This window comes from Pseudooceanicola sp. DL12 (genome assembly GCF_056270665.1).
In genome coordinates, this window is sequence record NZ_CM149884.1 from 3,182,083 (window position 1) to 3,208,321 (window position 26,239).

The following is a 26,239-nucleotide window of genomic DNA, read 5'->3' on the forward strand; positions in this document are numbered from 1 at the left end:
GAGGAAAAGATGACAGAAACTCTGAACAGGTTCGGCGGCGTCAACCTGCTGCCCGTGGCCGTCGCCCTCGTGGCGCTGGCGCTGATCGGCGCACCGGCCTCCTGGATCACACTGACCGTGGCGGGCCTCGCCATGGGGATGATGCTCTTCCTGATGGCCTCGGGCCTCAGCCTGGTCTTCGGGCTGATGGACGTGCTGAACTTCGGCCATTCGGCCTTCATCAGCTTCGGCGCCTTCATCGCGGCCACCGTACTGGCCTCTCTGGCCGGCTGGCTCGGCTCTCCCTCGATCCTGCTGAACGCCTTGGCGCTGACGCTGGCCCTGGCTGCGGCGCTGGCCTTCGGCATGGCGGCGGGCCTGTTTTTCGAAACCGTGATCATCAAGCCGGTCTACCGGGACCACCTGCGCCAGATCCTGATCACCATGGGTGCGCTGATCGTGGCAGAAGAGGCGATCATGGCGATCTGGGGCGGCACGCCCATCACCGTGCCACGGCCACATTTCCTCGAGGGGTCCTGGATCATCGGCGACGTAAGCATCCAGATTTACAGGATTTTCGCCTTTGCGCTCGGCTCTGTCGTCTTCCTCGGGCTCTACTGGATGCTGAACCGCACCCGCATGGGCCTGCTGATCCGCGCCGGCGTGGAAAACCGCGAGATGGTCGAGGCCCTCGGCTTTCGCATCGACAGGCTCTTTGTCGGTGTCTTCATGCTGGGCTCGGGCCTTGCAGCCCTAGGCGGCGGCATGTGGGCCGGCTACGAGACGCTGATCACCCCGGCCCTCGGCGGGCAGATGATGATCGTGGTCTTCATCGTGGTGATCATCGGCGGCCTGGGCAGCATCGAAGGCACGCTCCTCGGCGCTCTGATGGTCGGATTGATCAGCAATTACGTGGGGTTCCTGGCGCCCAAGCTGTCGCTGGCCTCGAACATGATCCTGATGATGATAATCCTGCTGTGGCGCCCGAACGGCCTGCGCCCGGCGGTGAAGTGAGGCGCCTGATGACCCAACAACAGACCTTCGGAAGCATCGCCGTGAAACTGGTGGTGCTGGGAATTGCCGGCGTGCTGCTCTTTGCCCCCTTTCTCTTCAGCGACGTACGCAGCATCCAGGTGGCGGCGCGGATCTGCATCTTCATCGTTCTGGTAGCCAGCTATGACCTGCTGATCGGCTATACCGGCATTGTCAGCTTTGCCCATACGATGTTCTTTGGCTTTGGTGCCTACGGAGCCTCCATCCTGTTGAAACAGATGGGAAATGGCTGGGATGCGGTGCTGCTTGGAGGGCTGGCTGGCGCGCTGCTCTCGCTGGTCATCGCGGCGCTGATCGGGGTGCTGTCGCTCAGGGTCAAGGCGATCTTCTTCGCCATGATCACCCTCGCGGCGGCCTCGGTGGCGCTGGTGCTGGCCTCGCAGCTGTCGCATCTGACCGGGGGTGAGGACGGGATTACCTACAAGGTGCCGGACCTCTTCAAGCCGGCGACCAAGCTCTGGCTGAATGCCGAAGGCAAGACGGCCGAGCTCTGGGGCGTCAAGATGAACGGAAAGGTCGCGGCCTATTACTTCGTCTTCCTCAGCTGCGCGGCCATGTTCCTGGTCATGCTACGCATGGTCTCCGCACCCATCGGTACCGTGCTGAAGGCCATCCGGGAGAATGAGGCCCGGGCCGAGGCCATCGGCTATCGTGTTGTCGCCTATAGAACTTTCGTCTTCTGCATCTCGGCCGTCATCGCCTCTCTGGCGGGCACGGTCTATGCGGTCTGGCTGAAGTACACCGGACCCGAGACGGTGCTGAGCTTCGACATCATGATCGACATCCTGCTGATGGTGGTGATCGGCGGCATGGGTACGCTCTATGGGCCGGTGATCGGGGCGGTGCTGCTGGTGCTGGCGCAATACTACCTGCGCGACCTGATGGGCGTGGCGGCCGAGGGAGTCTCTTCGATCCCGGTTCTGCCCGACCTGCTGAACCCCGACCGCTGGTTGTTCTGGCTGGGTATCCTGTTCATTCTACTGGTTTATTTCTTTCCCAAGGGGATCGCCGGCACGGTGATGGACAAGGGGGTGCGACAATGACCGAACCGCGCTTTTCCCTGGTGCCGGTGATGGATCACGAGATCCACGTCACCGAATGGGGCCATCCGGGCAAGCCGGGCCTGGTCATGTGGCATGGCCTGGCGCGCACCGGGCGGGATTTCGACGAACTGGCAAATGCCCTTTCGGATCAGTACTTTGTGATATGCCCCGACACGATCGGCCGGGGCATGTCGAGCTGGGCGCAAACGCCCGAGGCGGAGTATTCCATTGAATATTATGCCGGAATCGCGGGCGACCTGCTGGATCACTACGGCATGGAGACCGCGGCCTGGCTGGGCACCTCGATGGGCGGGATGATCGGCATGCGGCTGGCCTCTGGCCCCCATGCGGATCGCCTCAACTGCTTGATATTGAACGATATCGGGCCGGAGATTCCGCGGGCGGCGATTGCGCGGATCCTGCAGTACGTGGGGGACCTGCCGGGGTTTTCGAAGGTCGCGGAGGCCGAAGCCTGGCTGCGCGAGACCTATGTGCCCTTCGGACCCGCGTCGAATTTATTCTGGCGGCGTATGGTACTTAGCTCGATTCGGCGGACGAGCAACGGGCGGCTGACGCTGCATTACGATCCCAAGATCGTGGTGCAGTTCGTCGAATCACCCGACGAGCTGCTTGTCTGGGACAGGTGGGACCGCACCACGGTGCCCACCCATGTCTTTCGCGGTGCGCAATCGGACCTGCTGACCGCGGAGATCGCGGCGGAGATGACCCGCCGCGGGCCAAGGCCCGAGGTCACCGTCCTGGAGGATTGCGGCCATGCGCCAACCCTGACGCGCCCCGAGGATATCACCATGGTGCGCGCCGTGCTGAACCGGCTGACCGCCTAGAAGGCCTTGAAGGTGATGGTTGTGAGGGTCCGCTCTATCCCCTTGATATCACGGAAGCATTCATTGACGTAATGGCCGATGTCACCGCCTTCGGGCGGGTAGATCTTGATCAGCAGGTCGAACTCGCCGCTGGTCGAATAGAGCTCGGAGTGGAACTCCCGCAGCGCGATGGCGCTGGCAACGTCATAGGTCTGACCGGGCGTGCAGCGCACCTGAACGAAGAGAGGGGTCGTCATCGGGATGTCCTTTCACTTTGGCCCAATCTGCCCCCGCCGGACGGGGAAATTCAAGCCGGGAGGCGGGGCCGCCGGGCCGCTTTAGCCGGTTTTGCCAACCCAATGAAGAAGGCCCGGCACGGCAGGATGAAGAGAGCCCTGCCCCGGCGCACGCCCCGGATTTGACGGCTGCGCCGCAGGAACGCCCGGGCCTTCGGTCCTTTTTGCCCGGAATGCGGGGCCAATCCCCCCCTGCCCCGAAAGGGCCGAAAACCCGCGATTTCGGGGCATCGGACCCTTTTGCCCCGATTGCGGTACCGATGCCCCATGCCCCCGCCCACCTGCACGGGGCCGGGGCGCGATGCCACGTGCAGGGAGCGAAAAAATTTCCCCGAGGGCGCCGCCGGCAGGCGGAACGCAAGGAAAGGATGGCGCCCCGCCCCCCGGGCCGATTAGCGTGAGCCCGGATGCAATCACCAGCGAACCGCCGCGGCAGGGACCGCAGGCGGAGGGGGGAAGATGGGGCGCGTGATACTGAAGATCGCCGGGGGGCTGCTGGCCCTCGTGGTGCTGATCGGGCTGGGAGGCGCGGCCTATATGCTGATCGCGCCGCCGGAGCTGCTCCGGGTGGGCACGAATTACTCGGCCAACATGGTCTGTTCGAATGTCTTCCTTGCCGGGCGCGACCCCGACGCGGTGCTGAACGCGGATGTGCAGGCGCCGGGCAACCCGCTGCTGAAGCTCATCTCGGTGGAGACCGACCGCGACGCCGGGCAGGTCGAGGCGCATTTCATGGGTATCTTCGCCCCGGCCCTGTCGCGGTATCGCCCCGGGCTGGGCTGTACCAATGTGACGGAGGCGACGCTGAGCGATGCCAGCCTGCCGGCGCCCGCCCCCCTGCCGGAGGCGACATGGCCCGAGGGCAACAGCGTTGCCCTGACCGACAGCGGGACAGATGCGGCGGTGGCCGGGATCCTGAGCGACCCGGCGCTGCTGGGCAAGGGCTGGCGCGCGGTGGTGGTGGTGAAGGACGGCCGGATCGCGGGCGAGGCCTATGCCCCCGGGTTCGACGCCGGGACGCCGATGCTGGGCTGGTCGATGACCAAGTCGGTGGTGGCGGGGCTGATCGGCACGCTGGTCGCGGAGGGGCGGATGAGCCTCGACGAGGCGCTGACGGCGAGCTTTCCCGACTGGGCCGGCGATGCGCGGCAGGAGGTGACCGTGGCCGCGATGCTGGGCATGCAGAGCGGGCTGCAGTGGAACGAGGGATACGGCAATGTCTCGGACGTGACGCGGATGCTGTACCTGACCGACGACATGGCGGGCTTTGCCGCCACGCTGCCGGCAGAGGCGCCGGTGAACAGCACCTTCAACTATTCCTCGGGCACGACGACGATGCTGTCGCGCCGGGTGCAGGACATCGTGGAAGCTGCGGGCGGCGAGGCCCTGGGCTATCCGCGCCGGGCGCTCTTTGATCCGCTGGGCATGACCTCGGCGGTGATGGAAACCGATGCCGCGGATACCTTCGTGGGCTCGAGCTACATGTACGCCACGGCGCGCGACTGGGCGCGCTATGGGCAGTTCCTGTTGCAGGGCGGGGCGTGGCAGGGGCGGCAGCTGCTGCCCGAGGGATATACCCGCTGGATGGCCGAGCCGGCGTCGGCCTCTGGCGGCAGCTATGGCAAGGGACATGTCTGGCGCGAGGGCGATGACGACACGCCGCCGCCCGCCGGCGCCTTCTGGATGCGGGGCCACGACGGGCAGTCGGTAGGCATCTATCCGGAGCAGGGCATGGTGATCGTGCGCCTCGGGCTGACGCCCTCGCGGCTGGGCTATTCGCCGATGCCGCTGAGCGAGGCGCTGATCGGGGCGCTTGCCGGCGCCCCGTAGCCGGATCGTGAGAAGCTAGAGCGGGATCCCGGGGCGGGCGCGCGGCATCCCGGCCGCCGTGGCGGTACCGCCGGAAATGGTATCCGAGACCCCGGGGGCCAGGTCGGCGCTGCGCGCGGAGGCGGTTTGGGCGGAGGCCGGCCCCGGGACGGATCCCGGCATGGCACTGGCCGTGGCCCCCGCGGGCAGGCCCGGGCCATAGCCGGGACTGCCGAGGCCCGGCAGGCGGCCGGGAAGCCCGGGGAACCCGCCCTGCCCCTTGCTGCCGCCATTGCCGCCATTGCCGCCGGTGCCGGGGCCACCATCGGGACCGCTGCCCGGATCCGTGGGCGCGGGGGCGGCGGCGGCACGGGCCGCGCGGGGCTTTTTCGCCTGTTCGTTGATCCAGGCGGCCAGCACCAGCAGCGCCAGGCCGATGGGCGGCAGGGTCCAGCCCAGCGAGGGGCGGCCATCGAGACCGGCGGCCATGAAGACCTGGAAGAGCAGCGAGAGCAGCGTGCCGGCGGAGAAGACCAGGAGCCCGTTGCGCCCCATCAGGCGCAGCGGCGCGGCAAGGTCGCTCTCGGCGAAGCGTTTCACGACGTCGAGGCAGGAGAGCACATAGGCCAGCGCCAGCACGTGGAAGAGGCGCTGAAGCGAGAGGAAGGCCTTGTCGTGGTCGATGATGTGGAAGGGGATGCCCGCCGCGCGGCCCTTGAGCACGAGGCCGTACATCACGTGATCGACCGCGGGGATGAATTTCCACGCCAGCACCAGCAGCAGGTAGCCGATGCAGAGGAGGAAGAGCGCGGGGCTCTTCGGCACGAAGCGGGTGCCGTTGCGCAGCGCCAGGCCGGTGAGCAGGCCGAGGGTGAAGAGGAGCTGCCAGGAGAAGGGATTGAAGAACCAGCCGCCGGGGTTCGGATAGGCAGGGAAGTTCAGCCGCCAGAGGCCGGCGCACATCCAGACCGACATGGAGATGGCGAGCAGCAGCCCCGGCCGGCGCAGGCCGAGCCAGATCGCGCCCGGCGCGGCCAGCAGCAGCACCGAGTAGGCAGGCAGGATGTTGACGTAACCCAGCTGATGGGTGAGCAGCGGGATGCCCAGCAGCGCGGCCTCGGTGTTCTGGAAGACCTGGCGCAGGTTGATCTGCGTCAGCAGCTCCGGCAGCAGGAAGGTATTGGCGCCCCAGACGAAGATGCCGATGGCCCAGACGGTGAGGAACATCTGCACGAGGTAGAGGGTCCAGGCGCGTTTCCAGACCGGCGCAATGGCGGCCCAGGCGCCGTTCTGCGCCAGCGGGCCGGGCATGAAGCGGCCGGCATAGGCGATGCCGGCGGCGATGCCGGACATCAGGAAGAAGCCCTCGGCCGCATCGGAGAAGCCGAAGTTGCGCAGGGTGGCGTGCTCGTAGGGGTTGCCGGGGATGTGGTCGATGAAGATCGTCGCCAGCGCCAGGCCGCGGAAGACGTCGATGCGCAGGTCGCGCTTGCGTTTCGGGGGCGCGGCGGGGGATGCGGGGGCCGCTTCGCGGCCGTCCGTCAGGCGCAGGGTGGCGTCCTCGGGACGGAACCGCGGGAAGGCGATGACCTGGTTGTCTTCGGGTTTCACGTCGGCTTTCACGTCTGCGGCGCCGGTGGCGCCGGAATTGTCCTCAGGCGACCGCATGGATCTGATCCGAGGCATCGGAGGCGGCGTCATTGCCGCCTTCGGGGGTCTCCTGGCCGGTCCAGCGGGCGTGGATCTGGCGATAGGAGGTGATCACCGGGCTGGGCGCGACCTCCTCGGGGGTGGCGAAGAGGCCGGTGCCGAGGGGACGCGAGGAATAGGCGATCAGGAAGGGCGCGGCCAGCATCGGCAGGGCCACCGGCAGCAGCCAGATGGTGAGCTGGGGCGCGACGAAGCGCACGGCGACAAGCGCCACGGCACCGGTGAAGGTGATCCAGAGGCCGGCGCGGAAGCCTTCGCCGAGGGTCAGCTTGCCCTCGCCGCGCTGGTTCGCGGGCCAGCCTCCATCACGGCCCGAGAGCACCTGAAGCACGGCCTTGGACTGGTACATCAGCATGACCGGCGCCATGCAGGAGCTGAGCAGCAGCTCGTAGACCACCGAGAGGAAGGCCGCGAGGCCGCCGCCGAAGCCGCGGGCGCGGCCGGTGGCGATGGATTCACCGATGATGGCGAATTTCGGCAGGATCAGCAGGCCGATGATCCCGATGCCGAGCGCGATGATCTGCTGCGTACGGTCGGAGGGAAAGACCGGGAAGAGCTGATAGGGCTCGGGGAAGTAGTCGGGCGCGGGCGCAAAGACCGTGGCCAGCAGCGAGGAGATCAGGAAGATCCCCCAGACCAGCGAGACGATATAGGCAAAGATGCCCTGCACGAAGACGAAGCGCGACCAGGCGCGCAGGCCCGGCGCGGTCAGCAGGCGCATGTGCTGCAGGTTGCCCTGGCACCAGCGGCGATCGCGCTTGGCATAGGAGAGCACGTTTTCCGGGCCTTCCTCGTAGGAGCCCTCGATGGTCTCGTCGACCTGCACGCGCCAGCCACCGCGGGCCAGCAGCGCGGCCTCGACATAGTCGTGCGACAGGATGTGCCCGCCGAAGGGCGGCTTGCCCGACAGCGGCGGCAGGGCACAGCTCTGGGCAAAGGCGTGGACACGGATGATGGCGTTGTGCCCCCAGAAGGGGCCGGTGTCGCCCTGCATCCGGCCGAGGCCGCGGGCGAAGACCGGCGAGAAGAACGACGCGGAGAACTGCATCGCGCGACCGAAGAGCGAGGTGGCGCCGGTGATCTTCGGCAGGGTCTGCAGCAGGCCGAGCCTGGGATCCGCCTGCATCTGGGCGATCATGCGACGGATGGCCGAGCCCTCCATCAGACTGTCGGCATCAAGGATCACGGCGAAATCGTAGGCACCGCCGGAATTGCGGATGAAATCCTCGATATTGCCGGCCTTGCGGCCGCGGTTGTCCTGGCGGCGACGATAGAAGATGTGCCCTGCCCCGCCGGTTTCCTCCAGCAGATGCGCGAAGGTATTGCGCTCGTGGGCGGATTTCTCCTCGTCGCGGGTGTCGGACAGGATGGCGATATCGGCGGTGACGCCGGCGTCACGGATGGAGGCATCCATGGCGGCGACACGGGCGAAGGTGGAGACGGGATCCTCGTTGCAGATCGGCACCAGCACGACGGTGCGCGGCTGCGGCATGACGATGTCGGGCAGCGGCGCGCGGCGGCGACGGTGCGGGATCAGGCCGAGAAGCGCCTGTGCCGCCCCCCAGGAGAGCCAGGCGGTGGTGAGGAAGATCAGCGCCGCGCGGACGAAATCCCAGACATCGGAGCCGTCTTCGGCGGCCGCTTCGGCCAGAAGGACGGTGGCCGTGATGGCGGCGGCAAAGCTGAAGCCGAGCGCGAGGACGCGATACGTCCAGGTGCGCGCGCGCGAGGGCGCGGCGACATCACGGGGGGTCGGGGCGGAATTGTCCTGCAGGGTCACCTGGGCAGTCTCCTGTGGATCGGGTGCGGGCCCGGCGGGGCGCCGCGAGAGGGGAGGATGTCGATGGCCGGAAGGGGCCAGGGACAGGGCCAGGAGCAGACGGGACTGGCCGGATGGGAGGGACGATCCTGCGCATTCTGCGGTGAGACTGTCCGGGTCCGGCCCGTTGGGGGCCGGTGCGGAGCTCTGGCAGGAGCTCTCGGTGGGGGGTGCCTGCGATCCATGGCCTGGCCCCTGAGCAGGGGGCCGGTACGGAGCGCCCGCGGGCCCTGGTACCTTGTCCTCAGGCCAGCCGCAGGAAGGCGGCGAGGCGCGGAAGGAGGCCGTGGCTTTCGGCCCGGGCCGTGCGTTCGAGCACCTGACGGGGCATGTCCACGGGGGCCATCGGCGGCTCCCAGTGGGCGGCCTCGACGGCGGTGGCAGTCGCGGTTTCGGTCACGGTACTGGCGGCGGCTTCCATGTTCATTTCAGCTTTCATTCCTTTACCCATTGATACAACCAGGTTTCCGACAGAGGCCGTCCATAGCCCGTAAGCTGGGCCTTAACCTCGACCAGATCGTCGTCCGGGGCGGAAATTTCCGTGACCAGACGCCATGTGTCCGTACCGTCAATTCGCGAAAGCGCCGTCTCGGCGACCTCGCCCTTGCTGGTCGTGACTACAGGGGTAACTTCTGCCTTGGCGGGAAGTTCCGACAAAAGTCCGCCCTCGAAATCGATGACGAACTTTCGGCGATCTTTTGCCGGTTTGACCCCACCGACACCGCCATGACCGCTGCGGGTACGCACCACATGCGCCAGCTCGGTCTGTTCGCTGCCGGGGCCAGACCCCCATTTCATGCGATAGGAGACCTCGAAGGAGGCCCCCTTGTCGAATTTCGCATCGGGCACCCAGAAGGCCACGATGTTGTCGTTGCCTTCGAGATCGGACGGGATCTCGACCAGGCGAACGTTGCCCTTGCCCCAGTCGCCGATGGGTTCGACCATGGCGGAGGGGCGCATCTCGTAATGCGCCTGGGCATCCAGGTAATCGTCGAAGTCGCGCGAGCGCTGCACCAGCCCGAAGGAAACCGGGTTTTCCGCCCCGAGGTAGGAGGAGGCGAGGCGCGCGGGATTCTTGAGCGGGCGATAGAAGATGTCGCCCCCGCGGGTCTGCATCACCAGGGCCTCGCTGTCGTGGACGGCGGTGCGGTAGTCGTCGAAGCCGCCCTTGTCGGCATCGCCGAAGAGGAACATCGAGGTCAGCGGCGCGATGCCAAGCTGATCGACCGCCTCGCGCAGGAAGAGCCGGGCGGTGACGTCGATCACGGTTTCCGCGCCCGGGGTGATCACGAAGCGGTAGGCGCCGGTCAGGCTCTCGCTCTCAAGCTCGGCGTAGACGGTGACCGAGGTGGCGCCGGGGGCGGGCCGTTCCAGGTAGAAGGCCGAGAAGCGGGGGAATTCCTCGCCCGCGGGCTGGGCGGTGTTGACGGCGAGACCGCGGGCGGAGAGCCCGTAGCGGTTGTCGCGGCCGAGGGCGCGGAAATAGGAGGCGCCAAGGAAGGCCACGACCTCGTCGAACATGTCGGCGCGGTTCAGCGGCGTGTTGAGCCGGAAGCCGGCGACGCCGGGCAGCTCCATGTTCTCGGGGATCTCGGTCTTGAGCGGCTCGTGGTAGTTGAAGTCCTCGGTCGAGAAATGCATCGGGGCGGCCTGGCCCTCGACCACCTCGAAGAGGTCCACCGGCTCCTTGTAGAGCCAGCCGGGCGAGAAGGTGTTGATGCGGAACTGCCGGTCATCGCCCTGCCAGCGGGCATGGTCGGTGTTGAACTGGATGCGCTGGTAGTCGTCGTAGTCGAGCGCGGCCAGGAAGCCCTCGATCTGGGCCGGGGCCTGGTGCGGCCGGGTGGCGGCGTCGCGCATGCGGTCGGTCAGGATGTCGAAGCTGAAGGGCTGCGGCGCGTCGGGATCGGGAGCGGGTTCGGCCGCGGGCTGATCCTGGGGCGCCGGCTCTTCGGCGGGTGCGGCCTCCTGCGCGGCGGCGGGCAGGCCGAGGACGGCCAGCGCCGAGCCCCCGGCAAGGCCGGCCAGCAGACGGCGCCGCATGGGCGAAACCGGCGCGGCGACTGCTCTCTCGGCGCCCCCTGCCCGGCCGGATCCGCCCAGGACCCCGGGCACGCTTCCGGACAGGCCATTGGCATCACCGCGCGGCGCGGGTTGAGCGCCACGAGTCAGACGGGAAACGGAGTAGGATCTGTGGCAGTCAGGTTTCGGCTCAGGTTTCGGCATTGTCCATCCTCAGGGTCGTCAGTGGCCCGCCAGGCGCGCCGTCTTAAACAGTTTCGCTTTGTGCCCCGAGAGGCAATGCGGCGAGATCGCCATGGCGGCAAATTGCCAAAGCTCTCCTGCTGCAACGCGGCAAAGTTGCCGATGGTTCACCCGGAAGAGCGGCATAATTGTCGCACTTTCGGCGCCATCGTGATTAACGCCCTGATTCCATGAAGTTACGGCAGAGCAAAATACCGCCAATGACCATACCCCTGCCACGGGAATCTTTTGACCAGCCGGTGCACATGGGCGGAAAGGCGCGCATGGCTTTTTCCGGGATCACGGGTTTCGCTGCGGAGCGGCGGGATACCGCCAGTGAAATTTCAGAAATGTAACCTGTCGTGACAGGTGAAGCCGTAGGGAGGCCCCGGAGGAGCCGTTGCAGCCCTGGCGCGAGCGCCGCAATGCGGCATTCGCGCGCCCCGATCCGCGCCGGGCCCCGGGGACGCGACGGCAAGGGCGTGGACCTGCCGCGCCCGGGACAGTAGCGTCGGGGGCATGGAGTGACGGACGGCCAGGAAGAGACCCGATGGAGTTCACGACGACGGAAATGGAAGCGGCGCACCGGCTGGTCTGCGCCCGGATGGATCCCACCCCGCAGATTGCCTGGCCGCTGCTGAGCGCGGCGCTCGGCACCGACCTGGTGGTGAAACACGAGAACCACGCCCCCACCGGGGCCTTCAAGGTGCGCGGTGGAATCACCCTGATGGACTGGCTGAAGCGCGCGCATCCCGAGTACGAGGGGGTGATCACCGCCACCCGCGGCAACCATGGCCAGAGCCAGGCGCGGGCGGCCACGGCCGCCGGTCTGCGGGCCAAGATCCTGGTGCCGCACGGAAATTCCACCGAGAAGAATGCCGCGATGCGCGCCTATGGGGCCGAGCTGATCGAGTTCGGCGAGGATTTCGACACGGCGAAGGAAGAGGCCATGCGGCTGGCGGCGGCGGAGCCGCTGTTCCCGGTACCGCCCTTTCACCGCGAGCTGGTGCGGGGCGTGGCGACATACGGATGGGAATTCTTCCAGGCGCATCCGGATCTCGACGTCGTCTACGTTGGGATCGGCTGTGGCTCGGGGATCTGCGGCACGCTGGCGGCGCGCAACGCGCTGGGGCTGAAGACCGAGGTGGTAGGCGTGGTGATGGAGAACGCGCAGACCGCGAAACTCTCGGCGGAAGCCGGCCGGATGGTGGCCACCAATTCGGCCAGGACATTCGCCGATGGCCTCGCGGTGCGGGTGCCGGTGGCCGAGGCGCTGGCGATCTATGGCCCCGGCGCGGCGAAGATCATGGCGGTGAGCGAGGACCAGGTGGCCGAGGCGATCCGGCTCTACTTCAGCGCCACGCACAACGCGGCAGAGGGCGCAGGCGCCGCCGCCCTTGCGGCGGCACTGGCGGACAGGGAACGCCTGTCGGGCCGGAAAGTGGGGGTGATCCTGTCGGGCGGGAACATCGACACGCGGCTGTACCGGACGGTCCTGGCGGGGGAAACGCCCGCGGCGTGAGAGCCGTTGCGCCATCCGTATTTGGGGAAAGATGAAGGAAAGGGGGCGCCGGATCGGGCGCCCCCTTTGCAATTTGCAAAAAACCGGACGGGGTTACAGCAGGCCTTCGGCCTTGGCCCATTCCAGCGTCTTGTCGAGGCCGCGGGTCATGCGGGCGAAGACCTCCTTCAGCTCTGCCTCGGTGATGATCATCGGCGGGCAGAGGGCCAGGGTATCGCCGATGGCGCGGCTGATGAGGCCCTCTTCGGCACAGAAGTCGGCGGCCTTGGCGCCGATCTTGATCGCCGGATCGAAGCTCGCCTTGGAGGCCTTGTCGGCCACCAGTTCGACGCCGCCGATCAGGCCGGTGCCGCGGGCCTCGCCCACCAGCGGGTGCTCGGCGATGGCAGCCAGGCCGGCCAGCATCACGGGTTCCAGCGCCTGGACGTTGCCGACGAGGTTCTTCTCTTCGATGATCTTGAGGTTTTCCAGGCCCACGGCGGTGGCGACGGGGTGGCCCGAGCCGGTGAAGCCGTGGCCGAAGCCGCCGAGCGCCTTGGTGTTGTCGGCGATGGCACCATAGACCGCATCGGAGACCATGATCGCGGCGAGCGGCATGTAGGAGGAAGAAATCTGCTTGGAGAGCACCAGGATGTCGGGCTGGAAGCCGAATTTCTCGCAGGCGAAGGTGGTGCCGCAGCGGCCGAACCCGTTGATGACCTCATCCGCCACCACCAGGATGTCGTATTTCTTGCAGATCTCGGCAACGCCGGGCCAGTAGCCCTCGGGCGGGACCATGACGCCACCGGCGCCCATCACCGGCTCGCCGATGAAGGCGGCGATGGTGTCCGGGCCCTCGGCCAGGATGGTGTCTTCCAGCTCCTTCAGCAGGCGGGCGGTGAACTCGGCCTCGGTCTCGCCGTCGGCACCCTCGCGCCAGAAGTGCGGGGTGGTCAGGTGGGTGACCGGGATCGCCGGCAGGTCGAAATCGCGGTGGTTGCCGACGAGACCCGTCAGCGAGCCGGAGGCGATGGTGATGCCGTGATAGCCCTTCTTGCGGGCGAGGAACTTCTTCTTGTCCTTCTTGCCCAGGCCGTTGTTGAGGTACCAGACCATCTTGATGACGGTATCGTTGGCCTCGGAGCCGGAGTTGGTGAAGAAGCAGTGGTTCAGGTCGCCGGGGGTCATCTCGGCCAGCTTCTCGGCCAGACGGATGGAGGGGCCGTGCGATTTATGCGCGAAGGTGTGGTAGTAGGGCAGCTCTTCCATCTGCTTCATCGCCGCGTCCTTCAGACGGGTCTCGGAGAAGCCGACGCCGACGGACCAGAGGCCGGCCATGCCCTCGATGTATTCCTTGCCGGTGGAATCGTAGACATAGACGCCCTTGCCATGGGTCATGATCATCGGGCCCTGCTCCTCATGCGCGCGCATGTTGGTGTAGGGGTGCATCTGGTGGGCGATATCCGCCGCGGCCAGCGAATTGGAAATCTCGTTCATGTTGATAGCTCCATGGCAATGAGGCGCCGGCGATCCGGCGCTGCGGGGCGGAATGCCCGGGGACGCGGGCCCGGGGCGGGCCGGCACGGGCAGATCGAACTTCGGGTCAAGCTTCGATGTCCGGACCCTAGCGCGGCGATAGCAGAGAGAGAAGGGCCAGAAAATACCCCCGCATGGGTACAGCGGCCGCCTGCCGGGAAGAGGCGATGGCGGCGGGGGCGCCGGACCGGATAACGGGTATTTCGCCTGTCGCGCAGGCAACGCGCCGGGGGTGGCGGCCCGCGCGGCGGGGCCGTCAGCCGCGCAGCGGGCGGTCGCCGGCCAGGAGGGGCGCGTTTTCGGCGTAGAGCGCCACGATGCGGTCGATCAGGCTGCGCAGCACCGGGCGGTGGCGGTCGTCGGCGTGCATGACCAGATGCTGGGTTTCCGTCAGCGCCTCGATCACCGGGCCGGCGCGGGTGAGGCCGGGGTCGGCATCGCCGATCATGCAGGGCATCACGCCGATGCCCGCGCCCGCCTGCACCAGCGCATGGACGGTGGCCACCGAATTGGCCAGCACCGCCACCGGCAGGTCCTGCTCGTGCAGCCAGCGGGCGGCGGGGTGGCGGGCATGGGCCGGGTCCATGGCGACCCAGGGCAGGCCCGTGGCATCGGCACCACCGGTGCCGCCGACAGGTCCGGCGGCGTCGGTGCTCCAGGCGCGGTAGGGGGCAAAGCGCAGGGTGCCGAGGGGGCGCGAGGCCAGGTTGCCGGCCTCTGGCGGGCGGTTGCGGATGCCGAGGTCGATCTCGCGGTGGGCGATATCGAGCACGGCCTCGGTGGTGACGAAATTGAGGCGGAAGCCGTCGCCTGGCCGCGACAGCCGGCTGATGCGATCGGCGAGGAACATCGCGGTGGCGGTGCCGGCGGAGAGGCGCAGCACCGGGCGCTCGGCCTCGGGCGAGAGGTAGGATTGCACCGGGACGGCGGCGGCCTGCATGGCACGGACCCGGGCCAGAAGCGCCTCTCCGGCGCGGGTCAGCGCGTAGCCGGTCTGCGAGCGGGTGAAGAGCACCCGGCCGCCCTGCTGCTCCAGCGCCAGCATGCGGCGGCCCAGGGTGGCGGGCGAGAGGCCGGTGCGGGCGGAGGCGGCAGAGAGGCCGCCGCCCTCGGCCACATGCAGGAAGAGATGCAGGTCGTCCCAGGCGATATCATTCATCGATGAAAAACCCTTTGCGATCCTCGGGGCAGATTGCCCGGGCTTGCGCAGGGTATCCTGACATGGATGAAAAATCCAACGGAGGAACGCCATGCTGCCGCTGCTGCGCCCCCTGCCCCGCCGGGAGTTGTCACAGGAGGAATTCTATACCCTCGGGCCGCCGAAGCTCTGGCGGTTCCTGTGGCGGTTTGTGCGGCGTCGGGGCGGTCAGTCGAGCGCCAGCACGTCGACCGATTGCGCGGTGCGGGCGCCGCCGGCGATGCGCAGGGCGCCCTTGACCGGGGAGACATCGAAATAGTCGCGGCCATAGGCGATGACCACGTGATCGGTGCCGGCGAGGATGGCGTTGGTGGGGTCGAACTCGACCCAGCCCATGTCCTTGCCGCACCAGGCGCGCACCCAGGCATGCATGGCGTCTGCCCCCTCGAGCCGCGCCTGCCCCGGCGGCGGCAGGGTGCGCAGGAAGCCCGAGACATAGCCCGCCGGGATGCCCAGCGACCGCAGGGCGCAGATGGCGATATGGGTGAAATCCTGACAGACGCCGCGTTTCAGCTCGAAGGCCTCGTCGATGGGGGTATCGACGAGGGTGGCGGTGCTGTCGAAGGTCATGTCGCGGTGCAGCGCGGTGCAGATCGCATCGACGGTGGCATAGGCGGTCGCGGCCTCGCGCGCGGCCTCGGCGGCCCAGGCGGCGATGCCGGCGTGGCGCGGCACCCGCGGCGATGGCGCGAGGAAATGATGCGGCGAGACCGGCACCAGCGAGGTGAGATTGGCCAGTTCGGCCTGAAACCCGTCGCGACGGGGCGAGACATCCATGCCCGGGTTCGGATCCTGCCGGTCGACATGGGCGATCATCTCGAACTCGGTGGCCTCCTGCGGATCGACATAGGCGATCTCGGTGCAGATATTGCCGAAGAAATCGCGCCGGGTGATCTGTTCGGAGGGCAGCGGACGCAGCGAGAGCGCGCTGTCGGTGACGCGCTGCACCCCCGGCAGGTCGAGCGGCGTCAGGCGCAGCAGGTGGCGGCCCACGTCGGCGGGGCTGTCGTAATCATAGCTGATGCGCAGGGTGATCTGATACCGCATGGCCCTACCGCAGGTACGTGTCTGTGAGCAGGCCCGAGAACCGCGCGGTGGCGGCGGCGATATCGGCGAGCCTGTGGGGAGAGATCTCCTCGGGGCGGGCCACGGCGAGGGTGGTCTGCAGCTGCAGCACCTCGCGGCGGATCGGACTCATCTGGCCACTGAGCCGGTGCCGGCCCGGCAGTTCGTCGAGCCAGTCGAGGTGGCGCAGGATGTCGCTGAGCTGGCAGCGGACGGAGCGCGGGTTGCCCTCGTCCAGCAGCATCAGGTCGAGCACGCTGGCGCGCGAGATCGCCGCCGGGAAGCGGTTGCGATGGGTCATGATCACGTCGCCGGCCTCGATGGCGATGTCGTAGCCGCCCTCGGGCGCGGTGGGCGCGGTGAAGGTGACAAGCATCCGCGCCGAGGCATAGGCGCGTTCGATGTTGCGGCCGAGCGAGAGGAAGCGCCAGCCGGTGGCATGGTACATGTTCTCGTGCACCATGCCGGAGAAACCCGCGATCTTGCGCAGGAAGACCGACATGGCGCGGGCGGCGTCATCGCCGGGCTGAAGCTGCGGCGCGATGCGGTTGACCGAGCGCTGAAGATCGGTGAGCGCGTTCCAGGCATCGGTCGAGAAACGGTCGCGGATCCGGCCCGCCGAGGCCAGCGCCGCCTGCAGGTCGGCGGCGAGGCCCGCGGGCAGCGGCTCGGTCACGTCGACGCCCATGTCGCCCAGCGCGCGCGCCAGGTAGCGGGTGAGCGGCAGGTCGACGAGACCGTTTTCCGCCAGCCGCAGGTGATAGGCCCTGAGCAGGCGGATGGTGTGCTCGGCGCGTTCGGAATAACGGCCCAGCCAGAACAGGTTGTCGGCGGCGCGGGTGGGCAGCGCGGCCAGCTGCGGCAGCACCGGGCGGGGCCCGGAGGCGGCCAGCAGGCTGTCGTCGGCCGGCGGTTCCGGGGCCACCACCCAGACATCGGAGACGGCGCCGCCGCGCTGCACCGAGATATCCGCCGAGGCGCCGGTATGGCCGATGCGGGCGAAGCCGCCGGACATCACCTGCCAGCCCTGCGAGGTGCGGGCGAGGAAGACCCGGAGCGAGGTGGGTCGGGCCTCGAGCCGGCCGTTGACGAAGGCGGGCGCGGTGGAGAGCGAGACGATCTCCTGCGCGGCGAGGGTGCCGGCGCCGGCATCGACCATGGCGGCGATCCCCGCGGCATCGAGGGCGCTGCCGTCAGGCCGGGCGCCGCCGATCACCGCCTCGGGCGAATGGTCGAACGGCAGGCTGGTGGAGAGGGCGGTGTCGATGGTCATGCGGGCAAAGTTGCGCCGCACGTAATCGCGCGCCGAGGCGCCGCCGCACCACCAGGTGGCGATGTTGGGCATCGAGATCTCGCGGCCCAGCCGCTTGCGCGCGATGGCGGGCAGGAAGGCCATGAAGGCCCGGGTTTCCAGCACCCCGGAGCCGGGCGCATTGACCATCATCAGCTGACCCGAGCGCAGGGCGCCGAGCAGGCCGGGCGTGCCGATCTGGCTGTCTTCCCTGAGTTCCAGCGGATCGAGCCATTCGGCATCGAGCCGGCGCCAGAGCACCGAGATGGGTTCGAAGCCGCCGACGGTCTGCACCATCAGGCGGCCGTCGCGCACCACCAGATCCTCGCCCTGCACCAGCAGGAAGCCGAGGTAGCGGGCGATGTAGGCGTGCTCGAAGTAGCTGTCGTTCATCGGGCCGGGGGTGAGGATCGAGACGCGGCTGTCATCCTCGGAGCGCAGTGCCAACAGCGCATCGCGGAAGGCGCGGAAAAAGCCCGCGAGCCGCATGACGTTGGAGCGGCCCATGATGCCGGCGAAGCTGCGGGTGGTGGCCATGCGGGTTTCGAGGGCGAAGCCCGCGCCGGAGGGCGCCTGTGCCCTGTCGCCCAGCACCCACCACTTGCCGTCGGGGCCGCGGCCGATGTCGAAGGCGAGGAAATGCAGGTAATGGCCCGAGCGCGGCTTCACCCCTACCATGGGGCGGAGCCATTCCGGGTTGGAGGCCAGCAGCGCCGGCGGCAGCAGGCCCTGTTTCACCAGGTCGCCGGGGCCGTAGACATCGGCCATGATGTCCTCGAGCAGGTCGGCACGTTCGACGAGGGCCGCGGCGATCGAGGACCATTCGGCGCTGTCGATCAGCACCGGCAGGTGCGACAGCGGCCAGTCGCGCTCTTCCTCGCTGTCGGGGCCGTAGTGCCGGAAGAAGACGCCGGCGTCGCGCAGGTACTGGGTGCCGCGCGCGATGGCGTGGTTCACCCCGTCGGGGCTGAGCGCCGAAAGCTCCCTGAGGAAGGGCTGCCAGACCGGGCGGATGGCGCCGGCGCTGTCCATCAGCTCGTCCGAGACGCCCTTGAGCGGGCGGTAGCGCGAGAGCAGCTCCTGCAGGCGGGCCTGCTGGGCGGCGGGCAGATCGGCGGCAAAGGCCGGCACCGCCGGGCCCGCGGCTTTCGACGCGGTGCCGGGCGGCTGCACGGGCTGAGTTTGGGTCTGGGTCTGGGGCTCGTTTTGGGGCCCGGACTGGGGCCCGGACTGGGACTGTGCCTGGCCCTGCTGCTGGGGTGGCGGCGGTGCATCCGTCGTCATGGCGCCCCCTTCCCGGCGGCACGGCAGCTGATCATCCTCGGCCAGGCCATGCCCCCGCCCCTTCCTGCGTCTGCGTCAAAATCGGTGGCCGGGGCACATCACGCGCCCCGGCCTGCCTCTCTAGATGCCCGGCGCCCGGCGAAGGTCAAGGGTCATCGGGAATTCGCGATGCGGAACCTCCTGCGGCGGCATGTAGAGGCCGGGGGTGTGACCGCGGCCTTCGAAGCGGGCCAGGCGGCGCGCCTCGGCCTCGTTCGCATTGACCGGGAAGGTGTCGTAGTTGCGCCCGCCCGGGTGCGCCACGTGGTAGACGCAGCCGCCCAGCGCCCGGTTCGTCCAGGTATCGAAGATGTCGATGGTCAGCGGCGCGCTGACCGGCAGCACCGGGTGCATGGCCTCGGCGGGCTGCCAGGCCTTGTAGCGGATGCCGCCCACGGCGACGCCGGAGGTCTCGGTCTTCGTCAGCGGTACGCGGCGGCCGTTGCAGGTGGCGACATAGCGGCCGGGATCGGAGGTGGTGAGCTTGACCTGCAGCCGTTCGGTGGAGCTGTCGGTATAGCGCACGGTGCCGCCGATGGCGCCGGTCTCGCCCAGCACGTGCCAGGGTTCGAGCGCCTGGCGCAACTCGAGGTGGACGCCCTCGTATTCGACCTCGCCGCAGAAGGGGAAGCGGAATTCCTGCTGCGCCTCGTACCAGTCGGAGCGGAAATCGAAGCCGTGGCGGCGCAGGTCGCCCAGCACGTCCATGAAATCGGCCCAGATGAAGTGCGGCAGCATGAACCGGTCATGCAGCGTGGTGCCCCAGCGGGTGAACTCGCCGCCCACGGGCGACTGCCAGAAGCGCACGAGCAGCGCGCGGATCAGCAGCTGCTGGGCGAGCGACATGCGGGGATCGGGCGGCATCTCGAAGCCGCGGAACTCGACCAGGCCGAGGCGGCCGGTGGGCCCGTCGGGCGAGAACATCTTGTCGATGCAGATCTCGGCCCGGTGGGTGTTGCCGGTGACATCGGTCAGCAGGTTGCGCAGCAGCCGGTCGGTGAGCCAGGGCAGCGGCGGCACGCCCTGACCGGGCGCGTTGATCTGGTTGAGCGCGATCTCGAGCTCGTAGAGGTTGTCGGCGCGCCCCTCGTCGACGCGGGGCGCCTGGGAGGTGGGGCCGATGAAGAGCCCGGAGAAGAGATACGACAGCGAAGGGTGGCGCTGCCAGTGCAGCACCAGCGAGCGCATCAGGTCAGGGCGGCGCAGGAAGGGCGAGTCGTTCGTCGTCTCGCCGCCTACGACGACATGGTTGCCGCCGCCGGTGCCGACGTGCTTGCCGTCGATCATGAACTTGTCGGCGCCGAGGCGCGACTGCCTGGCCTCGTCGTAGACGCCGTTGGTGATCTCCTTGCACTCCTGCCAGCTGGCGGCGGGGTGCACGTTGACCTCGATGACGCCGGGATCGGGAGCGACGCGGATCACGTTGAGGCGCGGATCGCCCGGGGGGGCATAGCCCTCGATATGCACCGGCAGGCCGACGGCCTCGGCGGCATCCTCGGCGACGGAGAGCAGCTCCAGGTAGTCCTCGATATTGGTGACCGGCGGCATGAAGACGCAGAGCCGGCCGTCGCGCGGCTCGACTGCGAGGGCGGTGCGGACAAAGCCGCCGATGCTCTCGCCGACGATGGTCTGATCGCGCTGATCCTGTGCCCCGGTGTCGGGGCGGAAGGAGGCGCGCGCCTGCCCCTGCCCGGCCTGCCCCTGCCCTGCCTGGGCCGAGGCCTCCTGGCCGGAGCCGCGCGAGGCCCGCGAGGCGCGGCGCTCGAACTCGGGCAGGTCACCGCGCGGCACGGTGGGATCGGCGGTGTTGATGTAGGGATAGTTGCTCTCGTTGATGTAGGGCAGCGAGTTGAGCGGCATGCGGAAGCCGACGGGGCTGTCGCCGGGGATCAGGAAGAGATGCCCGCGGCGGAATTTCCACAGCTCCGACTGCCATTTGCCGGACGACGACCGGCCCTGCCAGCGCTGCACCGGCAGCACGTAGCCCGAGGGTTTCGTCAGCCCCCGTTCGAAGACGCGGGCGATGCGGCTGCGGGCCTCTGCGTCCTTCAGCTTGGAATTGGTGGGGGAGACGTTGTCGGGCAGCTCGGCTTCCTTGAGGATCCACTCGGCGGGATCCTCGTAGGCGGGCAGCACGAATTCATCCTCGACCCCAAGGCCATCGGCCATTTCCTTGAGGAACTTCTCGGCCTCCTTGGGGCCGACCTTGGTGTCCTTGGTCTCGCGGGCGATCAGGTCGGCGTTCTTCCAGATCGGCTTGCCGTCGCGGCGCCAGTAGAGCGAGAAGGTCCAGCGCGGCAGGGTCTCGCCGGGGTACCACTTGCCCTGGCCGTAATGCAGGAAGCCGCCGGGCGCGAAACGGTCGCGCAGCCGCCGGATCAGCCCGTCGGCAAGGCCGCGTTTCATCGGGCCGACGGCGCCGGTATTCCACTCGGCACTCTCGAAATCGTCGATCGAGACGAAGGTGGGCTCGCCCCCCATGGTCAGGCGCATGTCGGCGGCGGCAATGGCCTCGTCGACCTTGTTGCCCAGGGCGTCGAGCGCATCCCAGGCCTCTTCGGAATAGGGCTTGGTGATGCGGGGGTGTTCGGCCACGCGGGTGACCGTCATGTCGAAGTCGAAATCCACCTCGGGCTGGCCATCGGCGGAGAACCCGCCGGAGATCGGCGCGGCATTGCGGTAATGCGGCGTGGCGGCCAGGGGAATGTGGCTCTCGCCCGTCAGCAGGCCGGAGGTGGGATCGAAACCGATCCAGCCGGCGCCGGGCAGGAAGACCTCGCACCAGGCGTGCAGGTCGGTGAAATCGTGATCGGTGCCGGCGGGACCGTCGAGGGCGACGAGGTCCGGCTTGAGCTGGATCAGGTAGCCCGAGACGAAACGGGCGGCAAAGCCGAGGTGGCGCAGGATCTGGATCAGCAGCCAGGAGGTATCGCGGCAGGAGCCCTTGCCGGTCTCGAAGGTTTCCTCGGGCGTCTGCACGCCCGGCTCCATCCGGATGACATAGCCGATGTCGTTCGACAGCTTGGTGTTGAGGCCCACCAGCATGTCGACGGTACGGGCCTTGTTCTTCTTGGTGCCGACCAGCTTCTCGATCTTCTTGAGGTACTTCTTCAGGTGCGGGCCGGCGGGCTCGGGCTTCATGTAGATCGAGAGATCGTCGCGGATCTCCTCGGGGTAGGCGAAGGGATATTCCTCGGCCTCTTCCTCGACGAAGAAATCGAAGGGGTTGTAGACCGTCATGTCGGCGACGAGGTCGACCTCGATCTTGAACTCGCGCACCGGCTCGGGGAAGACATAGCGCGCCAGCCAGTTGCCGTAGGCGTCCTGCTGGTAGTTCACGAAATGCGTCTCGGGCGAGACCTTGAGCGAATGCGAGATTACCCGGGTGCGCGAATGCGGCGCCGGCCGCAGGCGGATCACCTGTGGCCCCAACGTGACAGGACGGTCGTATTTGTAATGGGTTAGGTGATGAATGGCCGCTTTGATCGACATTTGCTCCGCCCGTCTGTTTCGTCCTGAATGCCGGGTCAGACTTCCACGGATACAGGCACCTTACAAATGATTGTCGAGCCCAGAGAGGGTTAACGAGTCAAGCGAAAGGCGATTGCCTGCGCCACGGGCACATGGTGGGCGTGTCCCTGCCGCCGCAGGTTGCCGATTGCCGGGGTGGTCGATGTAATCGCTTGGCGGGGGGCCGGCGGGGCACTAGAAAGGCACTCCGAGATTTGGAGAATGAGCCTTGGTCACCACCCCTACCCCCGAGATTTCCAATCGTATCGCGCGGATCATCGCCACCGAGATCAATGCCCGGCCCGAGCAGGTCGGCAGCGCGGTGAAGCTGCTGGACGAAGGCGCGACGGTGCCCTTCGTGGCGCGTTACCGGAAGGAGGCCACCGGGGGCCTGGACGACACGCAGCTGCGCACGCTGTCGGATCGGCTGTCCTATCTGCGCGAACTGGAAGACCGCCGCGGCGCCATCGTGAAGAGCATCGAATCCCAGGACAGGATGACCGATGACCTGGCCGTGGCGATCGCGAAGGCCGAGACCAAGGCACAGCTGGAAGACATCTACCTGCCCTACAAGCCGAAGCGGCGCACCAAGGCGATGATCGCCAGGGAAAACGGCCTGGAGCCGCTGGCCGATGCGATCCTGGCCGATCACGGCGCCGATCCCGAGGCGCTGGCGGCGGGCTATGTGACCGAGGCGGTGGAAGACGTGAAGGCGGCGCTGAACGGCGCGCGCGACATCCTGACCGAGCGGCTGGCCGAGGACGCCGAGCTGGTGGGCAGCCTGCGGAGCTACATGCAGCGGGCGGCGGTGATGCGCGCGCGCGTGGTGCCCGGCAAGGAGCAGGAGGGCGCCAAGTTCTCGGATTACTTCGACCACGTGGAGACCTGGGCCAAGGTGCCGAGCCACCGCGCGCTGGCGATGCTGCGGGCGGCCAACGAGGGCATCGTGACCACCGAGATCGCGGCCCCCGAGGAAGAGGCCGAGCGCCCGGTGGACATGATCGCGGCAAAACTGCACGCCGGCGGCAGCGGCCCGGGCGATGCCTGGCTGCGCAAGGTGGCGGGCTGGACCTGGCGGGTGAAGCTGAGCCTGTCGATGACGCTGGACCTGATGAGCGAGCTGCGGAGCCGCGCCCACGAAGAGGCGATTGCCGTTTTCGCGCGCAATCTCAAGGACCTGCTTCTGGCCGCGCCGGCGGGCGCCAAGGCGACGCTGGGCCTTGATCCGGGCATCCGGACGGGGGTGAAGGCGGCGGTGATCGACGCCACGGGCAAGGTGCTGGCCACCGATACGCTCTATCCCTTCCAGCCCAAGAACGACGTGCGCGGGGCGCAGCACACGATCCTGACGCTGATCGCGAAACATGGCGTGGAGCTGATTGCCATCGGCAACGGCACGGCCAGCCGCGAGACCGAGAAGCTGGTGGGCGAAACGCTGAAGATGCTGCCCGACCACGTGAAGAAGCCCACCAGGGTGGTGGTGAGCGAGGCCGGTGCCTCGGTCTACTCGGCCTCGGAACTGGCGGCGAAGGAATTCCCGGACCTGGACGTGAGCCTGCGCGGCGCGGTCTCGATCGCGCGACGGCTGCAGGATCCGCTGGCCGAGCTGGTGAAGATCGAGCCGAAGAGCATCGGCGTGGGCCAGTACCAGCACGACGTGGACCAGCACCGCCTGGGCAAGTCGCTGGAAGCGGTGGTGGAAGACGCGGTGAACGCCGTGGGCGTGGACCTGAACACCGCCTCGGCGGCGCTGCTGACCCATGTGTCGGGCCTTGGCGCCGGGCTGGCCGAGAGCATCGTGATGCACCGCGAGGCCAATGGCGCCTTTCGCAGCCGCAAGCAGCTGAAGGACGTGGCGCGGCTGGGCCCGCGGGCCTTTGAGCAATGCGCGGGCTTTTTGCGGATCACCGATGGCGACGAGCCGCTGGACGCCAGCGCCGTGCACCCCGAGGCCTATGGCGTGGCGCGCAAGATCGTGAAGGCCTGTGGCCGCGACCTGCGCGCGATCATGGGCAATGACGCGGCGTTGAAGGGGCTGCGGGCGGAGCAGTTCGTGGACGAGACATTCGGCCTGCCCACGGTGCGCGACATCCTGAGCGAGCTGGAGAAGCCGGGCCGCGACCCGCGCCCGAGCTTCAAGACCGCGAGCTTTGCCGAGGGCGTGGACGAGATCACCGACCTGAAGCCCGGCATGGTGCTGGAGGGCACGGTGACCAACGTGGCGGCATTCGGCGCCTTCGTCGATATCGGGGTGCATCAGGATGGCCTTGTGCATGTCAGCCAGCTGGCCGATCGCTTCGTGAAGGATCCGCACGAGGTGGTGAAGGCCGGTGACGTGGTGAAAGTGACGGTGACCGAGGTGGACGTGCCGCGCAAGCGCATCGGCCTGACCATGCGCAAGGACGGTGGCACCTCGGCCCGCGAGGACAAGCGCGCCCGCGATGCCGGCCTGCGCGGACCCCAGGGCGGCAAGCCGAACCGGGGGCCGAAGGGCGGCGGCGGCAAGGGCGGCAGCTTTGGCAGCGCGCCGAAACGCGACGACCAGCCCGGCGCGTTCGGCGCGGCGCTGCTCGATGCCATGAAGAAGAAATGATCAGCTGAAGAAGCCGTAGGCCAGCGGTCCGGTGTAATCCCGGACCGCCTCGGCCCGGGAGGGCCAGCGCGGCACCCGCGGTGCCATGTCGACGGCGGAGTTGATCGCCCCCATCAGAACCTGCGAGGCAATGGCGGGATCGACCGGGCGGATGGTGCCGCCGGCGATGCCGTCGCTGATCATGCCCGCAAAACGCCGCGCGAGCCGGTCGGAGCGGGTGACCACATGTGGGCGCATCTCCTCTGGCAGGGCGAGCATGGCGGTATCGCGCAGCAGTGGCAGCTCGTCGCGGAACTGAAGATCCACAAGAGTGGCCAGCGCCGAGGTGAGCCGCTGCCAGTCGCCGCCCGGCAGGGCGATGGCGGCATGCTGCACGCGACTGACACGGGAATAGGAGCGGTCGAAACAGGCCAGGACGAGATCGTCCTTGCCGTTGATATGATGGTAGAAACTGCCCTTGGAAACCTCGAGCTGGGCGGCGATCCGCTCGACCGAGGCGCCGCGATAGCCGCGCTCGTTGATCAGCGGCGTGGCGACCTGAAGGTAGCTCTCGGCGGTGATGGCGCGGCTGGGGGCGGCGGCGGGATCGACGGGCAGGATCTGCGGGTCCCAGGCCGCGCCGGGCTGAGCCAGTCCGTTGACGAGCAGGTCGTAGAGCCGGGCCTGGACCCGGGGGAAATCGTCCTCGGAATAGAGGGTGAGCCAGGTGCGGGCCCAGTGCAGCAGGTCGCAGAAGAGCTGGGCCCGGGCCACGGCGCGCCCCTTGGCACGGGCATCGGGGCGCGGGCCGAACCGGGTGGCGACCTGGGCGACAAGGCGGAAATAGGCGGTGATCAGGCGCGAACGGTCGGGCTCTTCCAGCGCGCGCATGTCCGACAGGATGGTGAGCGGCGCCGCCCTGCCCTGACGGATCGCGGCGGCAAGCTCGAAGTTGCGCTGCAGCACGGTGTAGAGGTATTCGCGCGGATCGGCGGCCCCATCGGCGGGCGCCAGCATCTCGGCGAAACGCTCGAGGGCGTCCTCCATCGCTGCGACGGCAAGCAGGTCCTTGCGGCGGAAGTAGTAGGTGATGGAGGTGGTGTTGAGCCCCACCATGCGCGCCACGCCCACCAGCGTCAGCCCCTTGAGGCCGCGTTCGGCCACCTGCCGGGCGGCGGCCGCGACGATTTCATCCCGTTTCTGACTGAAACGATCGGTGGGGTCGGAGGAAAGGGTATCGGCCATGGCCGGGGTGCTGCGAGGGGGCATGCCCCTGCCTAGCAGGGGCGCAGGCCGCACGCCATGGGGAAGCCGCCCGGCACGATGCGGGCCGCGCGGGTGTTGCCCGGCCGCCTGATTGCGAAGCGGCAGCGGGTGTGAAAGCTGCCCGACCAGGAGGAATCGGACAGGCCCTTCCGGTCGGGGAATGCCAGGCGTGGAAGGCAGCACGCGGATACGGATCGGCC

17 protein-coding genes are annotated in these 26,239 nt (G+C 68.2%); 6 read left to right on the forward strand and 11 right to left on the reverse strand.

Features of this window, described 5'->3' with window-relative positions; translation table 11 throughout:
- Window positions 1-9 precede the first annotated feature (9 nt).
- The 3 genes from AC0WR5_RS14840 to AC0WR5_RS14850 are packed head-to-tail and all read left to right on the forward strand — an operon-like array spanning window position 10 to window position 2,920.
- Window positions 10-993 carry a branched-chain amino acid ABC transporter permease gene (locus AC0WR5_RS14840; protein WP_475864240.1) on the forward strand — a complete coding sequence of 328 codons (984 nt, stop codon included), beginning with the start codon at window positions 10-12 and terminating at the stop codon, window positions 991-993.
- Between the two features lie 8 nt (window positions 994-1,001).
- On the forward strand, window positions 1,002-2,075 hold the full coding sequence (locus tag AC0WR5_RS14845) for a branched-chain amino acid ABC transporter permease (RefSeq protein WP_475864242.1): 1,074 nt from the start codon (window positions 1,002-1,004) through the stop codon (window positions 2,073-2,075).
- On the forward strand, window positions 2,072-2,920 hold the full coding sequence (locus tag AC0WR5_RS14850; RefSeq protein WP_475864243.1) for an alpha/beta fold hydrolase: 849 nt from the start codon (window positions 2,072-2,074) through the stop codon (window positions 2,918-2,920). The genes AC0WR5_RS14845 and AC0WR5_RS14850 overlap by 4 nt, the downstream gene beginning before the upstream one ends.
- Here the strand turns inward: AC0WR5_RS14850 and AC0WR5_RS14855 are convergent.
- Window positions 2,917-3,156: an Lrp/AsnC ligand binding domain-containing protein gene (locus AC0WR5_RS14855; RefSeq protein ID WP_475864245.1), complete on the reverse strand. Its 240-nt coding sequence runs from the start codon at window positions 3,154-3,156 to the stop codon at window positions 2,917-2,919. The genes AC0WR5_RS14850 and AC0WR5_RS14855 overlap by 4 nt on opposite strands.
- Window positions 3,157-3,654: 498 nt before the next feature.
- Here AC0WR5_RS14855 and AC0WR5_RS14860 point away from each other — a divergent pair, with 498 nt between their 5' ends.
- Window positions 3,655-5,025, forward strand: coding sequence for a serine hydrolase domain-containing protein (locus AC0WR5_RS14860; RefSeq protein WP_475864247.1), 1,371 nt, complete (start codon window positions 3,655-3,657; stop codon window positions 5,023-5,025).
- 15 nt (window positions 5,026-5,040) lie between these two features.
- Here the strand turns inward: AC0WR5_RS14860 and AC0WR5_RS14865 are convergent, their stop codons facing one another.
- The 4 genes from AC0WR5_RS14865 to AC0WR5_RS14880 form a co-directional block, all read right to left on the reverse strand.
- Window positions 5,041-6,672, reverse strand: coding sequence for an OpgC family protein (locus tag AC0WR5_RS14865; protein ID WP_475864248.1), 1,632 nt, complete (start codon window positions 6,670-6,672; stop codon window positions 5,041-5,043).
- A complete protein-coding gene (gene mdoH / locus AC0WR5_RS14870; RefSeq protein ID WP_475864250.1) occupies window positions 6,659-8,494 on the reverse strand; it encodes a glucans biosynthesis glucosyltransferase MdoH in 1,836 nt (611 codons plus the stop codon). The genes AC0WR5_RS14865 and mdoH overlap by 14 nt, the downstream gene beginning before the upstream one ends.
- A gap of 283 nt (window positions 8,495-8,777) precedes the next feature.
- Window positions 8,778-8,972, reverse strand: a complete 195-nt coding sequence (locus AC0WR5_RS14875) for a hypothetical protein (RefSeq protein ID WP_475864252.1) — start codon at window positions 8,970-8,972, stop codon at window positions 8,778-8,780.
- Window positions 8,969-10,576, reverse strand: coding sequence for an OpgD/OpgG family glucan biosynthesis protein (locus AC0WR5_RS14880; RefSeq protein ID WP_475864253.1), 1,608 nt, complete (start codon window positions 10,574-10,576; stop codon window positions 8,969-8,971). The genes AC0WR5_RS14875 and AC0WR5_RS14880 overlap by 4 nt, the downstream gene beginning before the upstream one ends.
- 751 nt (window positions 10,577-11,327) lie before the next feature.
- On the opposite strand from AC0WR5_RS14880, the gene AC0WR5_RS14885 reads away from it, so the two are divergent.
- Window positions 11,328-12,299, forward strand: a complete 972-nt coding sequence (locus AC0WR5_RS14885) for a threonine dehydratase (RefSeq protein ID WP_475864254.1) — start codon at window positions 11,328-11,330, stop codon at window positions 12,297-12,299.
- 93 nt (window positions 12,300-12,392) lie between these two features.
- Here the strand turns inward: AC0WR5_RS14885 and AC0WR5_RS14890 are convergent, their stop codons facing one another.
- From AC0WR5_RS14890 to AC0WR5_RS14910, 5 genes are all read right to left on the reverse strand, one after another.
- The gene (locus tag AC0WR5_RS14890; protein WP_475864256.1) at window positions 12,393-13,775 is read right to left on the reverse strand and encodes an aspartate aminotransferase family protein; all 1,383 of its coding nucleotides are present in this window, start codon (window positions 13,773-13,775) and stop codon (window positions 12,393-12,395) included.
- 295 nt (window positions 13,776-14,070) lie between these two features.
- Window positions 14,071-14,973 carry a LysR family transcriptional regulator gene (locus AC0WR5_RS14895; RefSeq protein WP_475864258.1) on the reverse strand — a complete coding sequence of 301 codons (903 nt, stop codon included), beginning with the start codon at window positions 14,971-14,973 and terminating at the stop codon, window positions 14,071-14,073.
- 207 nt (window positions 14,974-15,180) lie between these two features.
- Window positions 15,181-16,059 (reverse strand): transglutaminase family protein, encoded by an 879-nt coding sequence (locus AC0WR5_RS14900; RefSeq protein WP_475864260.1) that lies wholly within the window; start codon window positions 16,057-16,059, stop codon window positions 15,181-15,183.
- Between the two features lie 4 nt (window positions 16,060-16,063).
- Complete coding sequence (locus tag AC0WR5_RS14905; protein WP_475864261.1) at window positions 16,064-18,652, reverse strand: circularly permuted type 2 ATP-grasp protein; 2,589 nt, start codon at window positions 18,650-18,652, stop codon at window positions 16,064-16,066.
- 120 nt (window positions 18,653-18,772) lie between these two features.
- The gene (locus tag AC0WR5_RS14910) at window positions 18,773-22,183 is read right to left on the reverse strand and encodes a transglutaminase family protein (protein WP_475864263.1); all 3,411 of its coding nucleotides are present in this window, start codon (window positions 22,181-22,183) and stop codon (window positions 18,773-18,775) included.
- Between the two features lie 247 nt (window positions 22,184-22,430).
- Here AC0WR5_RS14910 and AC0WR5_RS14915 point away from each other — a divergent pair, with 247 nt between their 5' ends.
- Window positions 22,431-24,794 carry a Tex family protein gene (locus tag AC0WR5_RS14915; protein WP_475864264.1) on the forward strand — a complete coding sequence of 788 codons (2,364 nt, stop codon included), beginning with the start codon at window positions 22,431-22,433 and terminating at the stop codon, window positions 24,792-24,794.
- On the opposite strand, the gene AC0WR5_RS14920 is transcribed toward AC0WR5_RS14915, so the two are convergent.
- The gene (locus AC0WR5_RS14920; protein ID WP_475864266.1) at window positions 24,795-26,018 is read right to left on the reverse strand and encodes a TetR/AcrR family transcriptional regulator; all 1,224 of its coding nucleotides are present in this window, start codon (window positions 26,016-26,018) and stop codon (window positions 24,795-24,797) included. It abuts the gene before it with no gap.
- Window positions 26,019-26,239 lie beyond the last annotated feature (221 nt).